Below are 26,496 nucleotides of genomic sequence, written 5' to 3' on the forward strand. Positions count from 1 at the left end.
AATTCATTAAGCGTTTACATTATCACGACAAAAATGGCTACCCTAAACATTACTATCAATAATTGACAGCAGGTGTTTAAGGTAGCCAGTTGTTCACTAGTTGTTATTAAAAAAGGTTATTTTTTAATAGCTAATGAATAGGCAATAATTAAGTTTATTATATATTCATAATATTACACTAATTTCAGTTAATTACAATATTTTTTTTAATATTTCTTAAAAAAAAATCAAATTCGTTTTAAAAAAGATTTTATTCCTTCGTTAATCTCCGCCCTATTTTCAAACACCATTGTATAGTGGTTACAAGTTGAAACGATCGTTTCGATATCAGGTGTATATTTCTTCGTATCATCATAGGCTTCTTCATAAAATAATGGAGGAAAATCCCCTATTTTCCCACTGGCATAAACCAATAAGGTTTTACAGGAAATTTGTCTACAAACTTCTTTAGGGACAAAAGAATAAAAACTATTGAAATCTGTAAGAATGCTATCTTCTGATGATTTATTCTCCCAGTGACCATCCACTTCATGAACCTCATACTCCACCACACTTTGCAGATGATCCGTCCATTTGATACCCAAACGGCTATAGATTCCCTTAATTTCTGCAATATAGCTTTCTTGAGATTCATATTCTTTACTTAATCGTCCTAGTGATGGTTGTACGATGTCCCTTTGTTGTTGAGAGGAAGTGGCCGCACCATCCAATAATATCAGGGCCTGTACCGAGGTTAACTTGCTGGCTACAACGCTTGAGATGAAGGCTCCCATTGAATACCCGATTAAAATCGGATTTTTAATCTTTAGCTCTTGAATTAACTCAATTACATCTTCTGCATGTTTGAATAGAGAAGACTGCACATCTGCCCTTGAACTATTTCCCCTCCCTCTCAAGTCAATCGAAATGACTCTGTACTTGCCTTTTAACATTTCTGCATAATAATGCATTTGCTTATGATTACCCGTTAAACCATGTATGGCGATGATTGGCCCTTTCGTTCCAGGATAATCTGCAATTTGGATTCTTTGATTCCCCAATTCCTTTACATACATTTCCATAGTGACACTCCTTCATTTCCATGATTATTAACATAAACCAGCCTACATATTTAATAAAAAAAGCTATCTTAACTTCACCATCAAGGTAACTTGATAGAGAATTTAAGATAGCCAGTCAGTTCATTAATTTTCATTAAAAAAGGGCTTTTTTTAATGATTAATGAATAGGCAAGATTTAAATACATGTAATGATTCCATTTTACATGAAGTTCTAATTTTTTCAATTATAATTTGATAATTTTGATTTCTTAGTAACTTAAAGTTGGTACCTGGGAATTTTATTGAAGGAGGTCCTCTATGGTCTCACTCCACCGTTCAACAATTTCTTTAGGGTTTTTCAAGTCGATTTTAATTCCAGAGGTTATTTCAGCATACTTAGCAATATCCTCCCGTGCCTCTACTATTTTGGCGTGGAATCTTTCTCTTTGGTACCGTGCATTTGGCAGCTCTTTTAATCTCTCTAATGAAAGTCGAATATATTGGGCTTTACCTTTCCACAACAAAACCAGTGTAGCTTTATGGGTACGAATGACATTGGCTGTAGTCGAAGTATCCGGCCATAGGCCAATCCTTAATTCCTTCCTGCTTATCGCTACGACCTCACCCACGCTAATCATAGCAGTATGTGGCCATCCTTCTTCACTTACCGTCAACAGCATCATGGCTTCATGCTGCTTGTCAACAAGTTCTTTACCATTTAACAAGTCGAATACCTCTACTGGCATTTCCATCCCATTCATTTTTTCCACCTTTTTCTTTAATTCACTATCAATCTGTTATATTTTGGTGCGATATTTCATTCCGTCCCACCGTTTCGCACCGTGAGCATCGATTTCAAATTGATCTAACGCCCTATAAGCCAGATGATCAATGATATCGTTAACATTCTCAGGATGATTATAGAAGGCTGGCATCGGAGGGAATATAATAGTCCCCATTTTGGAAAGCTCCATCATATTCTCCAAATGAATCGTATTTAGAGGGGTTTCTCTTGTCATTAGTAATAATTTTTTTCTTTCTTTCAACATGACATCAGCAGATCGCGTTAATAAATTATCCGCTAGTCCCATGCGAATGGAAGCTAGTGTTTTCATACTGCAAGGTGCTACGATCATGCCATCAACCCGGAAAGATCCACTTGATATTCTTGCGGCTTGATCTTTGTAAGAATAGGAATGATCAGCTAATCCTTCCACGTCTTTAACAGAATATGAAGTTTCATGTTGAATGGTGGCATGTGCCCAAGGGGACATGATTAAATGGGTCTCCACTTCACTGCTTTTAAGCATCTGAAGAATCCTAATTCCGAAAATGGCTCCAGTCGCTCCTGTTATCCCAACAATGATTTTCATTAATTCCCCTCCTTATTCATTAGTCATTGAATCGAAACTTTAAAATATAGAGAACTTATACATTGGAGAATCCAGGCACAAATCGCCTTGGATCTACCTCTTTAAATTCAGACCTTTTAAATTCATCTTTTAAATGAAACGGTACTGTACAGTCAAAAATGGTCTTACAGGAAATCCCCTTTTCCTGAATGGCAGGGCTGTATGCGGGATCTTGTGAAGGATCTAACGGGTGACAGCGCACTCCAGGAATGAAAACCGTATCAACATCACCTTGGTAACGAGTATTTAACGCCCATAAAACATCATTACTATCGAAGGGATCCACATCTTCATCCACTATGAATACATGCTTAAGTTCAGAAAAGGCAGAAAACGCCAATAGTGCAGCTTGTCTTTGGCGACCTTCATCACTTGGCTGACTTTTCTTGAATTGAAGAACAGCCATGTATTTACCTCCTCCTGAAGTATGGGCATAAACATTCAATAATTTGCCTGGCATGGCCTTTTCCACCATTTGCAGAATGCTTGCTTCAGTTGGAATGCCAGCCATATTCACATGTTCTTCACTTGGACCAATAACTGTTTGCATGATTGGATTGACACGGTGCGTTACAGCTTTCACTTTGATTAGAGGCAGTTCCGCAACAGCTGAACCTGTATAACCAGGGAATTCCGGCATTGCTTTTCCAGTATTGGTGTTTTGATCTTCCCGAACGCGCACTCCGGGAACCAATTCCCCTTCTATTACATATTCAGCATTCGCGATAGCTTTTTCATCAATGGTCAAGCATTGGACCAATTCTACCGCTTCTTTCCTGATCGCCCCTGCAACACTCAACTCATTAAAGCCAAGGGGAGTCGTAGGTGCTTCAAAACAAGCAGCGACTTCAATAGCAGGGTCAACACCAATACTAATGGAAATTGGTAACGGTTTTCCTGCTTTTTCAGCCTTTTCACGAAAAACTTCTAAATGGCGGCCAGGAACAAAATACATGGACATCTCATCTTTACTTTGTAAACATAAACGATGTATCGTTATATCAGATTCACCCGTTTCCGAATCGGAGGCATAGCACATACCTATGGTGATATACGGGCCTGCATCTTCCTCTGTATTCGTAGGCGCAGGTATTAACTTTCTGATATCGAAATCCGGATCTTCTGCATAGTGAACCACTTCTTGAGCTTTCGCTTTATCATTTGAAATGGTGATTGGATCAATCGGATTTTTTACAGCTTCATTTAAAAGGAACCCCAGTCGCTCCGGTTTTGTATCCAGCATGAGGCCGACTCTTTCCCGGCTGGCTAAAAGTCCAATCACCACACTTGAATCTTCATGTCCCAATACATGATTGAAAACCATGGCAGGTCCAATTTTTGTTGGACGCATTACTGTTCCGCCAGCACCGACATGACGATAAACCCCAGATAATTCAGCATGGGGATTGACTGGTTCATCCGTTTCAATCAATTGTCCTGGAATGGACTTCAGTAGTTCCAAGGCAGAACGTAAATCTATCACTTTATTCATTTTTTCAGACATAAAAAATCCCCCTATCACTTTATGACCAGTATCCTATGTATCATTCAAATTCAAATAACCTATATGTTATCGGTTACTACTGATATTCTAAAGTGTATTTCTACTATACAGTCAATGGATATTTGAAAATTCAAGTAATTTTCTTTACAGGGATTTGCAGCTGACAAAAATCAACACTATTATCATTCTCGTAAAAGGTCGTATCCAATAAGCAAGCGTCCACGACGTCCCCTACAATTCTATACTGATTTTCACTGATCCATTGAACCAATTCATTTAAAAACTCAATGTTATATGGCATTCCATATTTATACACACATGCATATTGCCCAGCAGGCAACGTCATCATGTTATCCATATCAGGATCTATAAAGGGTAATGAAGTATATATTCCCGCACCCTCGAAAACATCATCCGTTCCAAGTTTATCCTTTAAAATAACCGTGCCAAATCCCTCTGACGGAAGCATCTCATGCTTACTTAATACATTCCAAGCTTTCATCAGCGTTAAATGTAATTCTTCTCGGCACAATTCATTTTCAAATGGTATAAATAAGACATGCCTTTCAGGAAATTCTTCTATAATTGGTTTATCCAATTCACTTTTAATATTTTTGGCTTCTGAATATTTCATTAATCTCTGTTGAATAAATGTACGTGTATTCATCAAGGCATTTATTTCTTTATCAATGAATTCTTGATGAAATTCCAAAAGTGACATGGCAGTGGTTAAATTCCGATTTCCTATATGGTCCTTAATATCATTCAGTTTGATGCCAATCGACTTCAAAAAGCAAATTTCCCTTAGAAACGGAATCTGAACTGCACTATAATATCGATAACCATGTTCATCTATATGTACAGGTTTAAATAATCCGATTTTATCGTAATAAATGAGTGTTTGCCTTGAGATACTGTGAATGGAAGCCATTTCACTGATTGATAAGTAATTGCCCACATGTGTTCCTCCTCCGTAAAGCCTTTTTTGTAATGTTCTTCCTAAGTCTTACATTTACTTTAACTACCATAATTTAATTTATTAATTTTTTGATTTCCCTCCTTCCATACGGCAGCACAACCGATTGGAGAGGGTCAGTTTGAAAGACAACATCTATCCTCCCCTAACTTTATCATTTTCCCATTTAAAATGAATGAAATTTAAAACACCCTGTCTATCGAAAATACTGGATCATATCAACTTCTTCGTTTATAGGCAATAAGTGAGCAAATGAAATTCACTAGTATTAAATTTCAAATTGAGTATAAAAAATACTAAGTCATGGGGTTCCGTCGCTTAAGGATTAATGGATTTCTATCGTCAGCAGTAACATCATTACCAGCTTTATTTACATAAATGATTGAGTGGCTGTTGGTGGAGGTTCTATACAGCTGGCTGGCGCACCGTAGATATCGAAAATAAATTGTAATCCTTCTGGATTGTAAAAACCGGATGATTAGAAGAATAAATAGGTTGAATCAGGTAATCTGTTAACTCAAAAGAAACAACAATTTTAAAAACACTCGGAACTGGCGGAGTAGAAGGAGATGTAAAACGAGTAGAATACACACGATTGTCCTGAAAGGTATAAGATGGATCATCGATTGTTAATCCGACTGCCGGATTATTCGGATCGCCTGCTATCAATAAAAAACATCCTACACCAGACGGTTGAGGGGATGCTATTACAAAACTACCTCCAATTTCTTTATAAAGTTCAATTTTTGCATTCATAACTTAAATAAGAACTTCATCAATCTATCTACTAAAAAACGAGCACCTCTTTGAACTGCACCCCAATTGTTAGATAACATCTAACAATTGGAGGTGCAGTTTTTTTGACTAAATATACGATAGACGAAAAATCAAATGCAGTTTTAGAGTACTTAGAAGGGAAAAAATCCTATAAATCCATTGCTCAAGAAAGAAATGTAGGTTTATCCCCTCTGAAAAGAAGGGTCGCTCGCTATCTAAAACATGGGATGGAGGGACTTGTTTCATCCTATACAAATTACACTTTGCCCTTTAAACTAGAAGTACTTAAATATATGAACGAATATGGGGCATCGATCAACGAGACCGCTGTACTCTATAACCTTCCTTCCGATTCTACATTTTTGAATTGGGCAAATCAGTTTCAGGAAGGAGGTATAGACGCCCTTAAACCAAAGAAAAAGGGGCGTCTATCCATGAAAAAAAAAACTAAGAAAAAATCGCCAGCTAATGGCTCTCAAGAAGCACTTCTTGCCGAATTAGAATACTTACGTGCAGAGAATACCTATCTAAAAAAGTTGAATGCCTTAGTTCAAGAAAAGGCAGCCTTACAAAGAAAGAAAAAGCGAAAGTAGTCCATGAACTAAGGAAACAATTTGATTTAAATCTGCTTCTATCCATTTCTAAAATGGCACGGAGTACGTACTATTATTTGGGTAAACGCCTTCGGGCGTGAGGATAAATACACAGAAATTAAATCCCTTATCAAAGAGATATTCCATACGCATAAAGGGCGTTATGGGTATCGGCATATCACCCTAGAATTACGTAACCGAGGTGCTCGCATCAATCATAAAACAGTTCTCCGATTGATGAATGAACTAGGATTGAAGTCATTGGTTCGCATGAAGAAATACCGTTCGTACAAAGGGAACATCGGCAAGATTGCGCCCAACATTCTAGCACGTGATTTCAAGGCGGCAAAGTCCAATGAAAAATGGGTGACAGACGTCACAGAATTCCATCTAGCTGGGGAGAAACTATACTTATCGGCCATTCTAGACCTGTTTAATGGAGAAATCATCGCCTATAATATCGAATCTCGTCCTGTTTATCCGCTCGTTTCCAAAATGCTGGATAAAGCCTTTGATCGCTTGGAATCGAAAGATTCACCCATTCTCCATTCAGATCAGAGCTGGCATTATCAGATGAAACAATACTCGCAAGATTTGAAAAAACATAACATTACACAAAGCATGTCCCGCAAAGGAAATTGTCTCGATAATGCGGTCATTGAAAACTTCTTTGGCTTATTAAAATCCGAATTACTCTATCTTCAAGAATTTGAAGGCATGGAGCATTTCAAACAAGAACTAGAAGAATATATCCATTACTACAATTATAACGAATCAAGGTAAAATTAAAAGGCATGAGCCCGGTAGATTACCGGGTTCATGCCCTCAAGGCTGCCTAAGTAAATAAAGTGTCTAACTTTTTGGGTTCACTTCACTTGGGCGCTCTTTTACATGAATTATTTTTTCAACGTGTTTCACCATCATATCTTGTTGCTTTTCGCTCAACACTATTTCAGGCTGTCGTATATTCTCTATTTACGCATTATAAACGGCTGTTTTTAGTGAATATAATCAGCGGTATGTAAACTATTGGTAAATATTCATTTTTACACCTTTTTTCTCAAACTAAGACCCTCGAGTATCTTTTTATGATTCTCAAATAAGTTTACCCCATTCGGTGCATAACAGATTGACCCATCACAAGCAGTTAATGCCCCATGTATTGATTGTTCAGGTTAGCTTAAAAAGCGGGAATTTTAAAGACAACTGATATTTTGATATATCTAGGGAGTAGCTTTTAAAACCGAACCCATTTTTCTATTACTCAATAGTCTCCCTCATGACCTGGAACCACAATCACTTCTACCACATGTTTATTTAGGATTTCCTGCATGTTTTTTGGTACTTCTTTGTCTGTAATCACTATATCAACGGAGTCTAAGTCACATACCTTTTGAAAAAAAGTTTTATTGAATTTCGTTGAATCTGCAATCACAATGACCTGGTCAGAACGCTTAATCATTTCGTGAACGAGAAGGCCTTCTTCCTCGATGGAAGTTGACAGTCCTTCAGAGGATATTCCGCAAGTACCGATGATGCATTTATTCACCTTATAATCTTGTACATCTCTAATGGCTCTTGAACCATAAATGGCTTGATGTCTAGTGCTTAATGTTCCACCTAATAAATTAACTTTTATATCTTCTCTTTGGCTTAATACACTGGTAATGTTAATCGAATTAGTCACGACAGTGTTGTTCCGGCTCGTTAAATATTTAGCTAAAAATTGAACTGTTGTAGAGGCATCCAAAATAAGATGATCCCCGTTGTTTATCAAAGAAGCTGCAAATTTTCCGATCTTAGCTTTAGCTTCCGATGCCATGTTCATACGCTCACCATAATTATGGACTTCATTGGAAAGCAGAGCCCTTTTCGCCCCACCCCGTATCCGAATGATCTTCCTCTTCTCTTCTAAGCTTATTAAGTCTCTTCTGGCCGTATCTTTAGATACATTATTTATTTTACAAATTGTTTCAATATCAATCCGTTCATGTTCGTTTAAATATTGAACAATGGCGTCTAGTCGTTCATCCTGTAGCATGATCTCACCTCGTAGATTTAATTATAAGTTAATCCAAGTTTTATCACAACGAAACATGAATTATATTAAGGATAATTAAGCTTTCGAGGGTGGATTGTTAGTAAATACTGAACACAGTAAACAATATATTTTGTTAAAAGAATTCCAAATCGGGATAGTCAGCCAGGGATTAAACATCTTGGTAAAAGCCCACTGAATTATAGGTATTTATATCCCGACTATAGGAAAGGTGTATTGCGGGTATGAAAAAACATTACCCTTAAAATGGAGATTATACCGTCTTAAGTCCCTTTACCTGAGAATATTCCATTTTACTTGAGGACAAGTGCTAGGCCCTTTTTAGACTGATTCATACATCTCTTTTTTACCTTCTGTTTCCCTGTGATGTCGATTATATACGAGTTTAGATAAGCTGACACTGCTTTCATATAAGAGTAATAAAGGTATTGTTACTAGGATATCTGATAGAAAGTCCGGTGGAGTAATCAAAATTGAAATAACTATTAAAATAAAGTAAGAATATTTCCTGATTTTTTGCAAACGGTATGGATTTATAATTCCTAAACTTGTTAAAAACATAATAACAACGGGCATTTCAAACAGAAATCCAAAAGGCAATGTCATATGAAGCATAAATCGGAAATATTTCTCCGTTGTAAAGAAAGTAGTAAACATGTCGTTTGATAGAGACGTTAAAAAATTCAGAACAAGAGGAAATACAATAAAGTAACCAAAACTGATTCCTAATATGAATAGAATAAATAGTGCTGGAATATAGGCACTAGTAACTTTCCGTTCTTTTGGTGTTAACGCTGGACGTACAAACAGCCAAGCTTGGAGCGCAGCAAACGGTATAGTAGCCGTGATGGAAACGACGGTTGCAATAATCAAATAAACGATTATGATATCACTCGGCCCTAACAGAGCTAGCTTAAACGGCAAATCTTTAACTATGATATTATAAATATCTTGAACATAAATAAATGTAAGTACGAGGAACATCAGGAAAACGAATAAAGTGATAATAATACGTTTACGTAACTCCTCAAGGTGCTTAATTATGCTCGTTTTTTGATTTTCCAACTTCATCACTCCAGGAAAAAAAGATGTAAGACAGATCCTACATCCCCTCTTCATTTGATTAGTTTTCTTTCTTATTGGTCACATCTGCATTAGTGTCATCTGCTACAAGGTCTCTAGTAGACTTTTTAAACTCCCTTAATGTAGAGCCAAATGCCCTTCCTATTTCGGGTAATTTAGAAGGACCGAAAATAATAAGGGCAATCACTAAAATTAGCATCAATCCTGGCATTCCAATATTTTGAAGCATAACTTCCCCCCGGTATTTATATTTTGTAATTCCTTTAAAACGTTAAACGCTTATCAATTTTAGAGTAGCTTTAGCAAAAAATCAGTTTAGGATCCATATTCTTATCCAGTGTTTCATTCTTGTATTCCGATTGAAAATTTGAGGAGATAATCCGAGTCGCTATTTAATATTGAAACTATCACGCTACTTAGATTTTAAACTCTTTCTCACTCAAACTGGTGTACGTTACTGTGCTCATCGAACCAACCCCCAATTCTTTTTTACCAGGTTCATTAACAATATCCTGCCCTTTTGTTACTATTAAGGATTTGCTGTCTTAGGCTTAACACTATCAAGTGAACCCGAAGATAGAGTTCCCTTATGTAATACGGCAGCACGCTTAGGCAGGCGGGCTACGGCTTCGGCTGAGCAGCTTGCTGGAATGAGTACAGCGGTCGCGGCATCGCCTACCTTTGGCCATATTTGCTTACCGGACTCGTCTAATGGTGTAATGCCACCGGTAGCAAGGGAAAGTGAGCGAGACAGGTTGTATTCGTTTGACCACCCATACAGATCTGAGGCGAGATGTGCCTTCTGCAGCGTATCGCCAATCCCGAATGGTGACCAGTGATCCGTAATACTATCATTACCAAGCATGACGTTCACCTTATGCTTCTGAAGCAGCGGAATCGGCATTACGTCTTTGCCGATTGGAACGGTTGAGGCAATGGAAATCCCCAGGGATGCAAGGCGGTTTGCCATTTCTACGTCGGCGCCAGCACCTAACGAAGCGAGCGAAAACGCATGACTGATCGTCACTTTTCCCTGTAGACCTGCTTCCTCAGTCAGATCAGCCAATCGACGAATTGCCTTCAAACCCGTTTCGCCACCTTCATGAAGGTGAATATCAATACCTGCTTTGTAGTCAACCGCGATCTGTACCATCGTTTGCAATGATTTTTCCATATCCCCATCAACTAAGGTTGGATCAAGTCCGCCAACATGTGTAACTCCGAGCTGCATGGCTTCGCGTATCAGTCCCTGAGCATTTGAACGAAGCAAGCCATGTTGAGGAAAACCAACGATTTCATGTGATATTTTATCTGAATAGTTTGCTAAGGCCCGATTGAGTTTCTCAAGATTTTTTAGACCAACGACTGGATCGATGTTGCAATGGCTTCTGACATATGTCGAGCCGTAGCCTAAAATTAGTTCAATTAATTTCTCCGCTCGCTCCTGGGCTGTTGGAAGGAGCTCAAGTAGCAGTGTCTGCTCCAAGGTAATCATGTCAAAAATGCCATTTTTCCTCGTCGCAGCCGCTCTCCAGGGACCTCCATAAAAGGTTTTATCCAAATGGATATGCATATCTCTAAAAGAAGGAAGTAGTAGCATGCCTTTCGCGTCGTAGCAATCGATACCTTTTCCATAAGGGGACTTAGTATCTAGTATTCTGGTAATGATGCCTTTAACAATATGGAGGTTCCTCAATACGGTTTCAGTTGCTACGACCTGGCCATTGTTATACTTGTATCCACTTTCCAATCGAACATTCATCAACATGTAGGAACTGTTCTTTCCTGGTTTTTTGGTGTTATGGCCAGCCTTCTTCTCAGCATCCGCACTTGCCGTCTCAGGCATGAATAATCCCATCGTGTCAGTGACACCGAGAACAGCGGAAGCGCTTCCAATTTTACAGACGTTACCTATAAACTTTCTGCGGGACAAACCTTCCTTTTCCTGATTCACCTGTAAAATCCTCCTCTAGTACGTTTGTATTTTAAGATGATCATGATTATAGACTTATTGGAGAACAAGAGGCATCCATTCCGTATTTGATTGAGCTTACTCTTTTCTTCCAATTTTTCATATCTCTTCTAGTGGTGTTTTTGGATTTATATTTATTTAATAAATTGTTTCGAAATCAATCCATTCATATTTGTTGAAATAGTTCTCGTCCAGTTACATGATTTCACCCTATAGATCCAATTATAAGTCTATTTAGTCTTAATGGCAATGAAATATGCATTAATTTAAGTCGGTTTAAGTTTTTCGGGGTTGATTAATTATTTCTCACTTTTAATTCGACAAAAGAAATCTTGGTTATGGAAATCAAAAAGGGAATGGTAAAATCCTTTCCCTTCTTGATTGTATGCAAAGCCCTTTTGGTGAAATTTAACCCTTTACGCCAGAAGGCCGCCAATTGGCGGCCTTCTGGCGTTCAAACACCTTTTTTTAGTAATTACCGTATCCCCTCTTTTATCCAGTCCGTTATTCGTTCAAATATGCCCATGCATATTGAGCATATAGTTCTGCACCAGTAGCAAGCGCATCCTCGTCGATGTTGAATTTCCCGTGATGATGGGCCCATTCCGTATCTTTTTCAGAGTTTCCAGATCCAACTAAAGCGAAGCTTCCGGGTACTTCATCTAAATAGAAGCTAAAGTCTTCTCCACCCATTGTTGGCTTTTCATTATATACTGCGTCTTCGCCAAACGCATTTGAGGCCACTTTTTGCACTAATTTGGCACTGTATTCATCATTGATGACAGCTTGCGTTCCACGGTAGTACTCAACCTTTGCGGTCGCACCGTAAATGTTAGCAACATTTTCAGCATAAATCTGGAGCTGTTTTTCAATATGGTCCCGTGTTTTATGATCAAAACAACGGACAGTCCCTTCAATAACGGCATTTTCTGCAATGACATTAAATCGTGTGCCAACGACCATTTTTCCAACTGTCAAAACAGCGGGATTTTGTGGGTCGACCGTTCTTGATACGACAGACTGTACATTCATGACGAATGAAGAGGCAACAATAGTTGCATCGATACAATCCTGTGGCATTGCACCATGTCCCCCTCTTCCTTTAAACGTTACTGTAAAGATATCTGCTGAAGCGAATGAAGGTCCTTGGGTACAAGCAACTTTGTTTGTTGGCATTTGCGACCAAATATGTATGCCAAAAACATTATCAACACCATCAACAGCCCCTTGTTTAACCATTTCCCTTGCACCTGTTGCTACTTCTTCAGCTGGTTGAAATATTAATCGCACATTCCCAGGTAATTCTTCTTTTATTGCGTTTAGTGCCTTCGCTGCTATTAATAGCATTGATGTGTGTGCATCATGACCACATGCATGCATTTTCCCTTCTTCTTTTGAAGCATATGGCAAGTCTTTATTTAATTCCTCAACAGAAAGGGCGTCCATATCTGCTCTTAATGCTACGGTCCTTCCTCCCTTACCGCCTTTAATTTCTGCAATGACACCTGTTGGTTCTGCTTTTCGATAAGTAATCCCTAATTTTTCAAGGTATTCACAAATAAAGGCAGTTGTATTTTCTTCTTCCCATGATAACTCAGGTTCGCTATGAAGTTTTCTACGTATTTCTGTTAATTCATCACTATAATTTTGAATCGCTTCTTTTATCGTTAGACTAATCATTCTTATTCTACCTCCGTTAAACATTTAGCCACTTCGTAAAATATTTGCACTCCATTTGCTAAATGACGTGCATCAGACCATTCCTCTGGACAATGACTTAGTCCTGCTTTACTTGGAACAAAGAGCATGCCAACATCAGTCACATCGGAAAAAACCATCGCATCATGACCTGCTCCACTATTAATGGAACAGTATGGGATTTCCAAATCAGAACTTTTATCTTTTAATAAAGCTTTAATCTCATTACTCAATACCTTTGGCGGCATATATAACAGCTGTTCCGCAGTTGTACGGATCCCTTGTTGATGATAGGATTCGATCAATGCTTTCATCCGCTTGATGACATTGTTAATATGTTCTTCCTTGCTAGATCGTATATCTACCGAAAATACCACTTTATTCGGGATGACGTTTGCTCCATTTGGTAAAACATGCAGTCGTCCCGTCGTGATAACCGTTCCTTCTCCTTCCTCAATTGCAAAGCTCGGTAATTGAGAAATAATTTGAGCGGTTGCAACCAATGCATCCGTACGGCGATCCATTGGAGTTGTGCCTGCATGTCCTGCCTTTCCTTCAATGGTTACTTCTAATTGAGTTAAACCAACAATAGCTTCTACAACACCAATGGGGATATTCTTCTCTTCAAGGATTGGCCCTTGTTCTATATGCAATTCGAGAAATGCTTTAATGCTATTGGGATTTCTCCTTTTCGGAAGAGAGAAATCCAGTCCAATTTTTGACATCGCTTCAATTGTTGTGATACCTTCTTTATCCCTTAAGTTTTTAAAACTTTCCTCACTAAGTGTTCCCACTATTCCTCTCGACCCCATTAGACCTCCGCCAAAACGAGCACCCTCCTCTTCAATTAGGGCAACGATTTCCAATGGATATTTAGGCGTTAATTGATTTTCTGCAAATAGGGCAGCCACTTCAAGGGCGACAATTATACCGGCTGGTCCGTCATAGGCACCGCCATTTGGTACGGAATCAAAATGTGAACCGAACAGGACGCTTGGTGCGTCTTTTAAAGTACCCTCAAGCTTTCCAAAAATATTTCCAAATCCATCTTCCTGTACTGTTAGACCGTATTCCATCATTTTATTTTTAATATAATTACGTGTAAGTAAGCCTTCCTTGCTATACGTAAGCCGGGTAGTCCCTTTTCCGGGTGTTGATGTAAATTCGCTCAAATCCTTTATTTGCTTTTCTATACGTTCGATAAGGCTCACTTAGAATCCCTCCTATTTTACAAGAATTGTACGAATATTCCTGCCAAAATAACCGACACGATTGTAACCGATATAAAACCACCAACAAGCATCGGCGGCAGCATATGGCTTAGCAATGCTTCTTTTTCATTTTCATCTTTTGTTAATGAATTGACGACTTCATTGGTGATAATGTAATCGGCTGGAAATCCGTATAATGCTGTTAAAGATACAGCAAAGGCCATTTCTTTGCTGACTTTTAACAATTTCCCTGCTATGAATGAGAATATATACATGCCAATCACAGCTAAGAAAATGCAAACAACAAGTGGGTAAAGAATCTCCATCATCATACTTGGTGTTGCATTTTTTAATCCATCAAAGACGAAAAGCATAAGGGCCATGATGGCAAATCCAAATCCATTTGCCTTTTGGAGAGTCTGTCTTTCCAAGAAACCTATACTTTTTCCGACAACCCCGAATAATAAGCAAAGAACAAATGCATTTATTGATATAATCGGCGCTAATCCAGTCGACACAAGGTAAGCGAGAAAAGCAACGACCGCAAGTCTTAAAAATTTAAAATATTCCGTATTATATTTTTCAGGAAGTTTTTTAAACAGCTTTAGTTCCTTCATACCTTCTGCTGCGTCTGCCGTATCACTCTTTTTTACCGTTAATTTCCCATTGCGATATTGCCCCAAAAGCTTCTTCCCTTCTTTCTTCAAGACAATTGAAGTTAAAGGATATCCAGCGAAACCTTGCATTACATAAATAACAATGGCAAAAACGGACAAACTCGTAAGTCCTGCGTCTGCCGCTCCTTCTGACATGATTATTGAAGAAACCATACCGCCCACTAAAGGTGGAACCGCTACAAGGACAGTTTGGAGATCAAATATAAATATTCCAATTCCGAATAATAGTGCAACAATACCAAGAATACCAGATAAGGAGATGACAATCGTTTTCCATTGATTTACCAATTCCCTTATTGAAAGCAATGTCCCCATATTCGTGATCAATAGGTACATCATCATGGTTGCCACAACCGGTGGGACACCTGCTATTGAAAGCGATGTCTTGCGGGAAGAATGTCCAATAACCGCATAGAAATAGGATCGCGGAAATGAAAACGGAAGGTACCCAGGCTTTTGTTCGAACCGCCACTATGTCTCCTACAAATAAAATCAAAATAACAATAACCAAAGCCAACATCTGTGACATATGCGTTCCCTCACCTTCCGATTTAATAGTTTGAATATTCTTATAAAATAATAACACTGAATCATCTGAATTTGAAGATAATTTGATATTTTCGGATAATTTTACTTATAATAGGAAATGCAAGTGTTTTACTTCTGATTTCACACACCAAATATTCTCAAATAATTAGATGGTTGGGTATATCAAAATAATAAATTATCTTTGGATACTTCTTTATCTCGTTAGTGACTGAAATATCTAAACACCAAATAATCTAGACCTTTTTTCAAAATCGAGTAGGGGGAAAATAAGTTTATTTTCGCCCCTCTCACAACACCGTACGTACGGTTCGCGTATACGGCGTTTCAATTTATATCACAGTGTGTACTTTTAGATAATGTTCTAAAGCAGAGGGGACTCCCCTCTGCTTTAGTCTACGTTGACTATCAGGCCTAATTTCTCTTCTATAAATCTCACGATTGTGCTCATTACTCGGTTCGCTGCCTTTCCACTTTTCACAAAGATAAGGGCATCATCAGCGTACCTCACGAACCTTAGTCCTCTTTTCTCCAGTTCCTTATCAAGTTCGTTTAACATTATATTACTTAATAGTGGACTGAGGTTGCCTCCTTGGAGACCTCTGAAAAAGTCCCTTAAAAAATGCGTAATCCATCACTATCTGTTATTTTGTGGTAATTAATAGGGCGGAAGTTGATTTATTGGAGATAAAAGGGGAGACTTAGAGTCTTTTTTAGCTTATTTTACGTTATGTAGTCTGTAAAAGGGCAGACTGATCCCGTTGTCGTTTTTCATAAATTAGCTTACTCATCCTCTTTATATTCGACGCCATGCTACTTAATAATGAATGAATCCCGGTTCGTTCTAAACCACGATATCTACTCCTACGTAAACCGTGATTTCTTACTTTATCGGCATGCTTGCGTTCGATTAACCAGCGTTTTTTACCTGCTTCTCTATATTCATTTGTATGATAATGTTCTCGCCCTCTTTTCAAATCAAAATAATATTCGCTAATGAAAACATTACGAACGGTTTTACTATTCGTACATTGTGTACGTAGTGGACAGCCTTGACATTGTAATTTAGTAAAACGAAATTCATGTCCTTTACGATCTTTGGTACGATCTCTGTATTTGTCAGTTGTAACTCCATTTGGACAAGTTACTTCCATTTTTTCTGGATCAAATTGAAAATCCTCCGGACTAAGAAGACCAGATACATGTTGCTTAGTTTTCATCCAACTAATGTGACCGATAATATTATTTTCATGTAAATAACGCAGATTTTTTCCAAACCAATAGCCTTTATCTGCAGCTACTTCAGTAGGGAACACACCGTGATGTTCTTGAAATTGGACCATTAGGTCGATAAGTTGATCTCCGTCTTCTGCATTAGCTGGCGTAACTTTAACAGCTGTGATTATCTCACTTTTTTCATCAATCATGATATGGTCCTTATATCCCTGTATGGTACGCATATCTGACTTGTGACCGGTTCTAGCCTCTGGATCTACAACACTAATCATTCGATCTTTCGCTGTATCATTGCGGTCTGAAATGACCTTCTGTAACATAGCTGTAGCAGAATATGGATCTTCATCCTTTGGTAACAGTGGTTGAGCTACTTCGAGCAATTCTATAGCCAGCTCAAGTACAAACGGTAGCTTTTCATCCCGTTTTTTTCCTTTAAGTTCTTCCCACAGCTTTTCATAGCGCTGCTGGAAATCCTTTGCCTTAGGTAGGTCTACTTCTTTTAATTCAAGCATGACTTTTTCAAAAGCTTGACGAACTAAAGTAAGCCATGTTGGAATAGCCACATCTGCGATTATATGGGTGGCATCCGCTATGGCACGTTTTGGTTGGCTTTCAATCAGACCTGCTTCGACACATAGATCAACTAAACGATGGAAAATTTCTTCGAATTTCTCAAGACCTACTCGATTCACGCGGAAATAACTGATGGTGGAATCATCAGGCAAACCGTCATCGAGATTCAATCCGAGAAACCATCGGTAAGCGATGTTCAGTCTAATATGTTCAATGACTTGGACATCAGAAAGGTTATATAGATACTCTAAAAGACAAATCTTAAACATAAATTCTGGTTCCTCTGCAGGACGCCCCCGATCTTTAGCGTAACGATCCGCTAACATCTCACGAATAAACGAAAAGTCAATCGTTTCATCGATTCGTCTTAGTAAATGATCTTGAGGAATAACATTATCGTAATAATATTGATCAAATCCAGAAATTTGTTTAGATGTATCTTTTCTAAGCATTTATTTATACCTCCCCTAGAATCCTATATTCCTATTTTATCCTACATTTTGGTAATGTTGGATATCTTTTTTCGGAGGTCTCCCTTGCGGAGTACCGACAGGTGTGTCTTCATATTTTCCATTCACCATGACTCCACTGACTAAGTATTTTCTGATTAACGAGATGACATTTCCGTCTTTTATTGTGTTGGATATGATTCTCATGAGTTTATCGTGATGGACGGTATCGAAGAATCTTTCAAGATCAATGTCGACTACCCAATCATGTTCATCATTCAGAAACTCCAGGCTTTTAATTATCGCCATTTCACAACTTCTTTTTGGTCTGAAACCGTAACTGAATTCACTGAATTGCTTTTCAAATAGTGGACTGAGAACTTGATGAATGGCTTGTTGAACGACTCTATCCACTACTGTTGGTATTCCCAATTTGCGCATCTTTCCATTTTCTTTTGGGATCTCCACTCTTAAGGCAGCTTGTGGTTGGTATTTTCTTGTTCTGATGCGCTGACGCAGTTCATCTTTGTTCTCTTTCAGGTATTGCTTTAGTTCGTCGACTGTTACTCCGTCGACCCCACTTGCACCTTTATTTTTATAGACACGTATGTAGGCTTCGTTCATATTTTTATTACTTAGGATTTGTTCTAAAAGTTCCACACTCGTTTCTCCTTTCCTCTCACGTAGTAAGTGATATCTCCATTTTGGTTATTCTTTGAGGTACGCTCATACTTTCACCATTAACACATTCGGAGTTCGTCACTTACGCATTCGTGGCGTTGAAACACTATAAATTGTTCAGCCCTTCATGAAATTATTTCATTACTATGGCTTCTGCTGACTTCTTGCGACTAACCTTTTTCGACTGTACTTCTGTACATCCGCAAGACCTCCCAGGGTAAGACACCTATCTTTCCTCTTTTACTCGCCTGATTTACTCTGTAAAGTTACGCACATCTTTTGGACTTTAACTTGTCTTGGAGTTTAATCCCTTTATAGAGCCTTAGTATCAGATTCCTGTTCGTCGAGCCAAGATTTTATTCCACGCTTCCTCCAGCCCTTACCTCACGATAAGTACCTTGCGCTTCCTTAGTGGTTGGTCGATGTGTACCCCCACAGTGGACTTTCACCACCTAGATAGTTGCCATGCCTGGCACACAAGAAAAAGCCGTCTAAGGACAGCTCTGATTAATTATAATTGATTACGTATAACAATTATTTATAAGTTTAATAACTACCTTACTCTAATAGCATCTTGAATTTTCAGTTATTTTTATTTTATTAGACCTTACTCTGTTTGTTGATACCGGCCCAAATAACAATTGGAATAAGCAGTAATGAAAGCACAGCACCAGCAATTGAAAGAGCTGCATAACTAGAATGTGCTACAACATTACAGATAAGCCTCCTCCTAACTCCTGACAAAGCAATCAAAACATCTACAGAACCCTGCGCCTGAGTAGAACGTGGAGTTGCATCTACAAGAATTGCTGTGCCACTAATTAAACCAAAATTCCAGCCAAGCCCAAGTAAAACAAGTGCTGTAATAGGTACTACCATTGAATCATCTGTCGGTATAGCAGCTAAAATGCCAGAAACAAGTAGCGTAATGGCAGAAGCAATAGCCATAACAGCACGGCCAATTTTATCAACAAGAAAACCAGTTACTAACGAAGGCAAAATCATAGCACCTATATGAAATCCAATGACATTCCCTACTAGATTTGGAGGATCAAACTTTGGAATATAAATTACCAATTGATACTTTAGATTTAATTCCTATTTTATACGGCAATAAATCATGCGTATACTTTAGGTGATTTTGGAAAAATATTCGTTTATGATAAAACTTTATATATAAGGAATACAATCCAATTAAAGGGATGTCTAAACAAGATACTATTTATAATGAAGAAAGTGGACCGTTATTAATAGACATTACGAGAGGCTTTAGTTAAATATAGAGAATACCAAGAATCAAATGCCCTAAGTTTAGTTATTGCCTCTATAGCTGCCGCTATCTTGAACCACGAAATCTAATTCGTAAGTTTAAAGCTCTTACAAAGAAAGCAAACGTTCCTGACATTCCTTTTCACAAATTGAGACTGCTCATGTCACGATTTTGATGCGAATGGGAGAAAACCCAAATGTCGTTAGCGAACGTTTAGGTCATGCCAGAGTCGGTATTACGCTTAATATCTACTCGCACACAATTGAAGAAATGCAAAAGAAAACAGCCGATCGTGATTGCTACTGGATATAATGGACAAAAAAGCACCTATCAACAAGCAATAGAGTTCTTGTGACTGTAAGACAGAGCGACATTCTCGTGCATTTTTTTACAATGTAATAAAATACAGGGATAAAATAGATATGTCAGAAAACAAAGAAGATTCCACACCCTTGATATAAAAGGATTTGAGCCTTGTTTAGACGATGACCTGTGGGGGACATGAATAACTGGATCATACTTAGGCGACCTACCTCTGAATACATATCTTTCACCAAATCATAAATGAATATGAAGTCAATGGCAGCATCAATTTTACGAACCATATGGTTCTCTGGCACCAATTGATCCAAAGTTATCATTTTAAGTTGATCTCGCTGAATAGAATCATGTTTAGAAAGCAATCTTAATCAACTCAAGTTTTAATACTTCTATTTTAAAACAAAAAAGACTGACTATAAATAGTCAGTCTAAAGGTGACGTCAGGTGCTTCCTCACGTCTTATATATATTATGCATGTGTTTGGACAAGCGTTACTCTATCTATTAATTTATGACTATTACAATTTTTTTCTTAGTCAAACAGGCTAATATATCGTCTGTCACTTGGTAAGTAGAGAAAGAGACAAGGTTGTGTTCAATGTTATTAAAATTACACATTATACAGCAAGGTTCTTATCCAATGTTTAGTAAGTCACCTTAGTCATTAAACTCGGTCTTGCAACATTATGCGACTTCATTTCTCACTTCATTAAATTGACCTTCCCATTTAGAGATGACGATTGCTGCAAGTGAATTACCGATAACGTTCACTACTGTACGTCCCATATCAAGAATACGGTCGATACCGGCAATAAATGCTAGACCTTCAATAGGAATACCGACAGTTCCCAATGTCGCTAAAAGAACGACGAAAGATACACCCGGTACACCCGCAATCCCCTTGGACGTGATCATTAACACTAGCATTAGCGTAATTTGCTCATACATGCTTAAATCGATTCCATACATTTGAGCGATGAAGATAGCTGCTAATGCTTGGTATAATGTAGAACCATCAAGGTTAAAAGAATATCCAGTCGGAATAACAAATGTAGCAATATGTTTCGGACATCCCGCTTTTTCCATTTTTTCCATGATCTTAGGAAGAACCGCTTCTGAACTGGCTGTAGAGAAAGCAAGAATCAATTCTTCTTTTAGAAGTTTAATCAATGTAAAGATATTGAATCCTACAAATTTTGCAATAAGACCCAGAATGACAATTACAAAGAAAATCATTGTTCCGTAAACAGTAAGCGCTAACTTTCCTAACGGAATTAAAGATTCCAAACCGAACTTGGAGATAGTCACACCGATTAGTGCAAATACACCGATAGGAGCGAATTTCATGACCATATTAGTTAGGTAGAACATTCCTTCAGCTGTACCTTGGAAGAAACGGAATACTGGTTTACCCTTTTCGCCGATGGCCGCAATACTAAGTCCAAACAACACGGAGAAGAAAATGATCGCTAGCATATCGCCTTCTACCATGGCTTTAACAGGATTGGATGGCACAATGTGTACAAGTGTATCTACGAACGATTCATGCTGCTTAGTTTCTGCAGTATCAACATATGTGGAAATATCTGTTTGTTCCAGATTATTCATATTCACACCAGCACCAGGCTGGATGATATTCGCGGAAATTAAACCAACAGCAATCGCAGTAAGTGTTACCGCAACAAAGTATGATAATGATTTAGCACCAAGTTTACCTACCGCTTTCAAATCACCTACACCCGCAACTGCAACGATAAGGCTTGAAACAATGATAGGCACTACAATCATTTTAATCATTCGTAGGAAAATGTCTCCGAATGGCTGTAAAAAGCTTTGGGCCGTCTCATTACCATAAAAAGTGGCACCAACGATAATCCCTAGAATTAAACCAATGAAAATTTGACTAGCTAAACTTAATTTAAATTTCTTCATTTACTTTCCTCACCTTCCCTTTTTCAATATGCTTAAGCTCTTTTTACTTTTTGACCTTTGCTACCATTACTCTGGATCCCCTAACGATTAGCATTGTAGATAAAACTTAACCTTTTCTTTACTTTATCATCGAAATTACATCATCCTACAAAAAACTACAAAAGCCTACATTCTTTATTTTAGAATATTCTGAAATGTAAACGCACCCATTTTTTACGCATGCAAATATGCGAAAGAACAGCATAGTAGTACTTGTTCTTTCGCATGTTTGTATAATTAATGATTCCTAATCGATCGCTTCGTTTCAAAATAAAGAACTTGAATGAATTTTTTCACATTAATTCGACTATGAGCGCTGCTTGTTCCTGGCCTTTTTGCAAGTAATGTAATTTTAAGTTCTTTTTTCGAATCCTCTAGAAATACACCAAGCCCAGTCCACGATCTTCCTCTCTGTGGAGTGATCATTTCTTTTGCTTTACTTGCAGAAATTCCGATTTTACTTTCCTCTTTTAGTGCATTTATTGCATTTATTAATTCAAGGACCAACTGTGCTAGATCTAAAGAAGGGTCCATAGTCCAGAAGCAGCTGGGTAAGGATATATAGATATTTTCCTTCTACTAATTCGCCTTTTTTGTTATGACCACAGGAAAATCCTTCTCTTTTCGTTTCTAATATTTTCATCTCTAATGTGCTGGCTTGTTTTATTCACATTAGCTACGTTGGATGTCTGCTTTTTCACACCCAATGCATTATATGTATTCGGACCTACAATACCGTCGGCGTTTAAGCCTTTACTTTTTTGGAACTTTACGACTGAACTTTACAAGATCGATTGCAGCATAATCGTATTGGTTATGTAATATATCCGCGTTTTGTCTGCAGCTCCTCCTACAAAAGTTATTTGGATATGCCTTTTACCGCAAAATTTCAATGAATACTATACTTCTAGTGAATGTTTTTGCACTAGAACCAGAATTTCTATCAATAAAAAATATTTACTTTAATAATTGTTGCAGATGAGTCGTCTTCGTAATTGGATAACTTTACATTTAAATTGTTGCATAAATGATCGATGTTTAAGATTACCAAGTCACCTTGCTCTAAAACAATAGTCCCTTTACCATCGATACTCATTCTACTTTTTCCTTTGAAACAATAATAGGCGTCGGATCTTTTCGAAGATTCCCCGTTATCCAACACTTCAGAATGGATTCCATTATTCATATGAATCGTGCTAAGGTCCCCTTCGCATCCTTCTGCTAACATCAAATTAAAGTCCGTAACCCTCCCAATACTTCGGGTAGTCCAGCCGCCATCAAACCGATCCTGTTCAAATGGCTTTAAATGCACATGGTGCTTTCCCTTATGTTGCAGCAACATTTCACCATCAAGGACCATTATAATTCTCTGAATACCTGGAAGGTAAGTAAATAAGGATTCGTCCACCTCGACATCTGCGGTGCTTATCCTCCATTTGAAATCACGCTTCGAGTAATCTCCATCTTCAGGATAAATAGCAAGTTGAGTTGTTTTACCACCTGACCAAAGACTAGTTATTTGTTCACTTTTTCTTATTATTTTTAGTGAATATGACAACTATTTTCTCCCCTTTCATTACTACAGTATTTCAGATCAAATCAATTTCGAGAGCAAAATTGGTGTATTCCCAATAGGGTGAATACGATAAACAGAAGGCTAACTGAGCTTAAGTCGACTGGCTTCTGATCATCGTAGGAGAAATTCATTCTTACTAGATCAGGAAGTGTAACGATACGATACACACAAGGTCGCTCATACCTACTTGAAATTGATGGGGTTCTGTTGCATTAATAATCATACAGAAAAATCATTGTGAATTACCTACTCATGGGCAAGTTCGATATAAAAAAATCAATACCGAATGTTTTTGGTATAACAACCAAAAATATTCAGTATTAACACTATATTCTTATTTTATTTGACCATTTCGGGCTTTGCACTAAAAACTTTATTCATGCATTAATAACTCCGATAAACAAAGGCAAATATTTATGAAATTCATTCCGTAATTAAGAGCAAATTATCATTTAAATAGATTAATACTTATAATGATAATTGGCATGGCAAAAACATCAATAAGAAATGCACCCACTATCGGAACGATTAAATACGCTTTACTTGAAGGTCCATATTTAGCAGTGATTGTTGACATATTGGCCATAGCATTTGGTGTAGCCCCTATACCATGTCCGATAAACCCACCAACCATAACTGCCGCATCGTAGTTTTTGCCAAGAAAGCGAAACATGATGAATATACTTAAAAGTATAATGAAAATTACTTGTATCACCACAATTAAAATAATTGGTAAAGCAAGGTCAGCAACTTCCCATAGTTTTATACTCATTAATGCCATTGATAAGAAAATACCTAAAGTGATATCTCCAATAAAATTAATACTAGGCATTTCGATAATTTTTCCATTTATTTTATCTAAAATATTCCGAACTATTACAGCCACGATCATTGCTCCAACATAATTCGGTAAAACATAACCTGTCTTCGCCGAAAATAACTCTCCTAGATATGAACCTAAAGCCATACAAAATGTCAGTATTAATACTTGTTTCATAAATGAAGCTACATTTAATTCTATTTTGTCTTCCATTTCTTTCTTTTCTTGAATTTCAATATCCTTTTTACTTGGTGTCAATTTGTGTTTATTAATTAGATACTTTACAGTTGGACCTCCAACTAATCCACCAAATACTAATCCTAAAGTAGCTGCTGCTATTCCAATTGCTTGGGCAGATTGAATTCCCAGAGATTCAATCGTACCACCAAATGCTGTAGCTGCACCTATACCACCTTCCATGGAAATTGCTCCTGCCATCATACCAATCAATGGATCAATCCCAAAAACGGGTGCTAAAGAAATTCCAATTAAATTTTGAGCAAATGCCAGAAACCCACATAACAACCAATATATTAATAACAATTTACCGCCGACTTTTACTAATTGAAAACTAGCACCCAATCCAACAGTCGTAAAAAATGTTAACATAAATAATCCCTGGAGTGTCGTATCTAATGAAATGGTTACGTTTAGAAAGGTTTTAAGACTTGTAGCGACTATTGCAAAAAGTAATCCCCCAACAACAGGTGCAGGGATACAAAAATGTTTAAATAATTTGACATTCTTAACGATAATCCCGCCCAGTGCCAAAAGCAGTATCGCTAAAAAAATAGTGATGGTTTGATTAATCTCGATGCTCATATTGTCTATCTCCTCTCCACACACATGAATACTTCATTTATTAGGTTTGCAGCTAGTTTTACAGTGCGATTATCACAATCTAATGATGGATTCACTTCACAGATATCAAATGAAATAGTTTTCGTATGTGAAGTAATTTTACGAATTAATTGTCTAACTATTTTTCCAGAAAGACCAAATGAGGAAGGTACGCTAACACCTGGTGCTTCAGAAGCGTTTATAACATCCATACAAAGTGTTACTATAATATAATCATGTTGATTTATAAAATTCAGAATTTTATTTTCATTTTCCTCAGAAATCTCATCTACTAATTCTTCTTCCAATATCCAAGAACAACCAAGTGAAATTGCAGTGTCAAATAATTTTTTTGTATTTCCATAACGTTGAATACCAATAGGCAAATAACTAGCTTGATGATCATTATCTAGTATTTGTTTAAACATCGTTCCAGAAGAAGTTATTTCTTCATAAGAGCGTAAGTCAAAATGAGCATCAATGTTAAGAATGCCTATTTTAGCATTGGGTCCAACACTCGACCTAATTCCTAGATAATGACCATAAAAGGTTTCATGTCCGCCCCCCAATATAACAGGAAACATATTTTTAGTTAATATTTTCTCAACGTGACTTCCTAATTCAGCTTGTGCTGCTTCTAACTGTTGATTTTCACAAATGATATTTCCAAAATCAACTAGACTATCCGCTGATTGACCGTGCCAAGATAAAGAAGATAAGGTTTTACGTATTTCATTGGGAGCTTCTTTGCTTCCAAGTCTTCCTTTATTCCTGCGTACGCCTTCTTCACAAGAGAACCCTATTATTCCACATGTATTATTTATTGATGTTATTTGATTATCTTTAACTATTTGATGAATTCTAAATTCATCTTTATCTATTAGACTATCTGTTCTGCCTTTCCATAAATCCATATTTGGTAACGCATACATTTGTTTTTCCTCCCCATAAATAAAAATACTTCAAATGTGCAATCGCCAATCAATTGCGGGTTGTACCCTTTTAAAAGATAATGGTGCAATGGCTTGTCCTTTTTGTTTTCGTTAAACGTGGATAGGCTATTGACTTATACCACCTGATGCATTTTGCACATCCCGCTTTCGCTGCACTATAACTTCCAGCCCAGCGTTGTAGACCATTATGGTGTATATCCATATTCCCTCCATTCTGCTTAATGGTCTTACTACAATTTAATTAAGCAAGTTTCATGCC

The 26,496-nt window shown here is 37.5% G+C and carries 20 protein-coding genes and 5 pseudogenes; 1 reads left to right on the forward strand and 24 read right to left on the reverse strand.

Translation table 11 applies throughout. The features are described from left to right. Nucleotides 1-227: 227 nt before the first annotated feature. The 6 genes from QFZ73_RS01205 to QFZ73_RS01230 form a co-directional block, all read right to left on the reverse strand. Nucleotides 228-1,061, reverse strand: coding sequence for an alpha/beta fold hydrolase (locus QFZ73_RS01205; protein ID WP_307262054.1), 834 nt, complete (start codon nt 1,059-1,061; stop codon nt 228-230). Nucleotides 1,062-1,339: 278 nt separating this feature from the next. Continuing rightward, entirely contained in the window at nt 1,340-1,801 is a 462-nt protein-coding gene (locus QFZ73_RS01210) for a pyridoxamine 5'-phosphate oxidase family protein (RefSeq protein ID WP_307262056.1), read from the reverse strand. A gap of 36 nt (nt 1,802-1,837) precedes the next feature. Further along, nucleotides 1,838-2,413: a non-oxidative hydroxyarylic acid decarboxylases subunit B gene (locus tag QFZ73_RS01215; RefSeq protein ID WP_063236062.1), complete on the reverse strand. Its 576-nt coding sequence runs from the start codon at nt 2,411-2,413 to the stop codon at nt 1,838-1,840. A 55-nt stretch (nt 2,414-2,468) separates the two neighbouring features. After that, nucleotides 2,469-3,956, reverse strand: a complete 1,488-nt coding sequence (locus tag QFZ73_RS01220; RefSeq protein ID WP_307262058.1) for a UbiD family decarboxylase — start codon at nt 3,954-3,956, stop codon at nt 2,469-2,471. Nucleotides 3,957-4,086: 130 nt separating this feature from the next. After that, nucleotides 4,087-4,914 (reverse strand): MerR family transcriptional regulator, encoded by an 828-nt coding sequence (locus QFZ73_RS01225; protein WP_307262060.1) that lies wholly within the window; start codon nt 4,912-4,914, stop codon nt 4,087-4,089. A 423-nt stretch (nt 4,915-5,337) separates the two neighbouring features. Beyond that, nucleotides 5,338-5,688 carry a hypothetical protein gene (locus QFZ73_RS01230; protein ID WP_307262062.1) on the reverse strand — a complete coding sequence of 117 codons (351 nt, stop codon included), beginning with the start codon at nt 5,686-5,688 and terminating at the stop codon, nt 5,338-5,340. A 104-nt stretch (nt 5,689-5,792) separates the two neighbouring features. Here QFZ73_RS01230 and QFZ73_RS01235 point away from each other — a divergent pair. After that, nucleotides 5,793-7,141, forward strand: a pseudogene (locus QFZ73_RS01235) (IS3 family transposase). Between the two features lie 425 nt (nt 7,142-7,566). Here QFZ73_RS01235 and QFZ73_RS01240 read toward each other — a convergent pair. From QFZ73_RS01240 to hutG, 18 genes and pseudogenes are all read right to left on the reverse strand, one after another. Continuing rightward, nucleotides 7,567-8,343, reverse strand: coding sequence for a DeoR/GlpR family DNA-binding transcription regulator (locus QFZ73_RS01240; RefSeq protein WP_307262064.1), 777 nt, complete (start codon nt 8,341-8,343; stop codon nt 7,567-7,569). A 339-nt stretch (nt 8,344-8,682) separates the two neighbouring features. Further along, entirely contained in the window at nt 8,683-9,432 is a 750-nt protein-coding gene (tatC, locus tag QFZ73_RS01245; protein WP_373458898.1) for a twin-arginine translocase subunit TatC, read from the reverse strand. A 52-nt stretch (nt 9,433-9,484) separates the two neighbouring features. Next, nucleotides 9,485-9,673 (reverse strand): twin-arginine translocase TatA/TatE family subunit, encoded by a 189-nt coding sequence (locus QFZ73_RS01250; RefSeq protein ID WP_251433953.1) that lies wholly within the window; start codon nt 9,671-9,673, stop codon nt 9,485-9,487. A 300-nt stretch (nt 9,674-9,973) separates the two neighbouring features. Next, the gene (locus QFZ73_RS01255) at nt 9,974-11,398 is read right to left on the reverse strand and encodes an amidohydrolase (RefSeq protein WP_373458899.1); all 1,425 of its coding nucleotides are present in this window, start codon (nt 11,396-11,398) and stop codon (nt 9,974-9,976) included. Between the two features lie 522 nt (nt 11,399-11,920). Further along, nucleotides 11,921-13,096 carry an amidohydrolase gene (locus tag QFZ73_RS01260; protein ID WP_307262071.1) on the reverse strand — a complete coding sequence of 392 codons (1,176 nt, stop codon included), beginning with the start codon at nt 13,094-13,096 and terminating at the stop codon, nt 11,921-11,923. Nucleotides 13,097-13,098: 2 nt separating this feature from the next. Beyond that, on the reverse strand, nt 13,099-14,325 hold the full coding sequence (locus tag QFZ73_RS01265; protein WP_307262073.1) for a Zn-dependent hydrolase: 1,227 nt from the start codon (nt 14,323-14,325) through the stop codon (nt 13,099-13,101). A gap of 17 nt (nt 14,326-14,342) precedes the next feature. Beyond that, a pseudogene (locus tag QFZ73_RS01270) lies at nt 14,343-15,531 on the reverse strand (hypothetical protein). Between the two features lie 411 nt (nt 15,532-15,942). After that, nucleotides 15,943-16,143 (reverse strand): annotated as a pseudogene (locus QFZ73_RS01275) (reverse transcriptase domain-containing protein); the annotation flags it as partial. A 133-nt stretch (nt 16,144-16,276) separates the two neighbouring features. After that, on the reverse strand, nt 16,277-17,809 hold the full coding sequence (locus QFZ73_RS01280) for an IS1182 family transposase (RefSeq protein ID WP_307261978.1): 1,533 nt from the start codon (nt 17,807-17,809) through the stop codon (nt 16,277-16,279). A gap of 36 nt (nt 17,810-17,845) precedes the next feature. Continuing rightward, nucleotides 17,846-18,466 (reverse strand): reverse transcriptase domain-containing protein, encoded by a 621-nt coding sequence (locus QFZ73_RS01285; RefSeq protein WP_307262075.1) that lies wholly within the window; start codon nt 18,464-18,466, stop codon nt 17,846-17,848. 621 nt (nt 18,467-19,087) lie between these two features. Beyond that, nucleotides 19,088-19,486 (reverse strand): MFS transporter, encoded by a 399-nt coding sequence (locus QFZ73_RS01290; RefSeq protein WP_373458900.1) that lies wholly within the window; start codon nt 19,484-19,486, stop codon nt 19,088-19,090. 786 nt (nt 19,487-20,272) lie between these two features. Beyond that, nucleotides 20,273-20,440 (reverse strand): annotated as a pseudogene (locus tag QFZ73_RS01295) (transposase); the annotation flags it as partial. A 321-nt stretch (nt 20,441-20,761) separates the two neighbouring features. Continuing rightward, nucleotides 20,762-22,009 carry a cation:dicarboxylate symporter family transporter gene (locus QFZ73_RS01300; protein WP_307262076.1) on the reverse strand — a complete coding sequence of 416 codons (1,248 nt, stop codon included), beginning with the start codon at nt 22,007-22,009 and terminating at the stop codon, nt 20,762-20,764. A gap of 276 nt (nt 22,010-22,285) precedes the next feature. After that, nucleotides 22,286-22,582 (reverse strand): hypothetical protein, encoded by a 297-nt coding sequence (locus QFZ73_RS01305; protein WP_307262078.1) that lies wholly within the window; start codon nt 22,580-22,582, stop codon nt 22,286-22,288. Nucleotides 22,583-22,644: 62 nt separating this feature from the next. After that, a pseudogene (locus QFZ73_RS01310) lies at nt 22,645-22,815 on the reverse strand (peptidoglycan-binding domain-containing protein); the annotation flags it as partial. Between the two features lie 176 nt (nt 22,816-22,991). Then, the gene (locus QFZ73_RS01315; protein WP_251436744.1) at nt 22,992-23,606 is read right to left on the reverse strand and encodes a HutD/Ves family protein; all 615 of its coding nucleotides are present in this window, start codon (nt 23,604-23,606) and stop codon (nt 22,992-22,994) included. Between the two features lie 466 nt (nt 23,607-24,072). Further along, nucleotides 24,073-25,266 carry a sodium/glutamate symporter gene (gene gltS / locus QFZ73_RS01320; RefSeq protein ID WP_251436747.1) on the reverse strand — a complete coding sequence of 398 codons (1,194 nt, stop codon included), beginning with the start codon at nt 25,264-25,266 and terminating at the stop codon, nt 24,073-24,075. Nucleotides 25,267-25,271: 5 nt separating this feature from the next. After that, on the reverse strand, nt 25,272-26,216 hold the full coding sequence (gene hutG, locus QFZ73_RS01325) for a formimidoylglutamase (RefSeq protein ID WP_307262083.1): 945 nt from the start codon (nt 26,214-26,216) through the stop codon (nt 25,272-25,274). Nucleotides 26,217-26,496: the final 280 nt, after the last annotated feature.

This window comes from Peribacillus sp. V2I11 (assembly GCF_030817135.1).
Lineage (GTDB): Bacteria > Bacillota > Bacilli > Bacillales > DSM-1321 > Peribacillus > Peribacillus simplex.

Bases quoted from the DNA above. Each gene is read 5' to 3' on its own strand.
- QFZ73_RS01205 (WP_307262054.1), bottom strand. From the start codon at position 1,061: ATGGAAATGTATGTAAAGGAATTGGGGAATCAAAGAATCCAAATTGCA.
- QFZ73_RS01210 (WP_307262056.1), bottom strand. From the start codon at position 1,801: ATGAATGGGATGGAAATGCCAGTAGAGGTATTCGACTTGTTAAATGGT.
- QFZ73_RS01215 (WP_063236062.1), bottom strand. From the start codon at position 2,413: ATGAAAATCATTGTTGGGATAACAGGAGCGACTGGAGCCATTTTCGGA.
- QFZ73_RS01220 (WP_307262058.1), bottom strand. From the start codon at position 3,956: ATGTCTGAAAAAATGAATAAAGTGATAGATTTACGTTCTGCCTTGGAA.
- QFZ73_RS01230 (WP_307262062.1), bottom strand. From the start codon at position 5,688: ATGAATGCAAAAATTGAACTTTATAAAGAAATTGGAGGTAGTTTTGTA.
- QFZ73_RS01240 (WP_307262064.1), bottom strand. From the start codon at position 8,343: ATGCTACAGGATGAACGACTAGACGCCATTGTTCAATATTTAAACGAA.
- tatC (WP_373458898.1), bottom strand. From the start codon at position 9,432: ATGAAGTTGGAAAATCAAAAAACGAGCATAATTAAGCACCTTGAGGAG.
- QFZ73_RS01250 (WP_251433953.1), bottom strand. From the start codon at position 9,673: ATGCTTCAAAATATTGGAATGCCAGGATTGATGCTAATTTTAGTGATT.
- QFZ73_RS01260 (WP_307262071.1), bottom strand. From the start codon at position 13,096: ATGATTAGTCTAACGATAAAAGAAGCGATTCAAAATTATAGTGATGAA.
- QFZ73_RS01280 (WP_307261978.1), bottom strand. From the start codon at position 17,809: ATGCTTAGAAAAGATACATCTAAACAAATTTCTGGATTTGATCAATAT.
- QFZ73_RS01300 (WP_307262076.1), bottom strand. From the start codon at position 22,009: ATGAAGAAATTTAAATTAAGTTTAGCTAGTCAAATTTTCATTGGTTTA.
- QFZ73_RS01305 (WP_307262078.1), bottom strand. From the start codon at position 22,582: ATGGACCCTTCTTTAGATCTAGCACAGTTGGTCCTTGAATTAATAAAT.
- gltS (WP_251436747.1), bottom strand. From the start codon at position 25,266: ATGAGCATCGAGATTAATCAAACCATCACTATTTTTTTAGCGATACTG.
- hutG (WP_307262083.1), bottom strand. From the start codon at position 26,216: ATGTATGCGTTACCAAATATGGATTTATGGAAAGGCAGAACAGATAGT.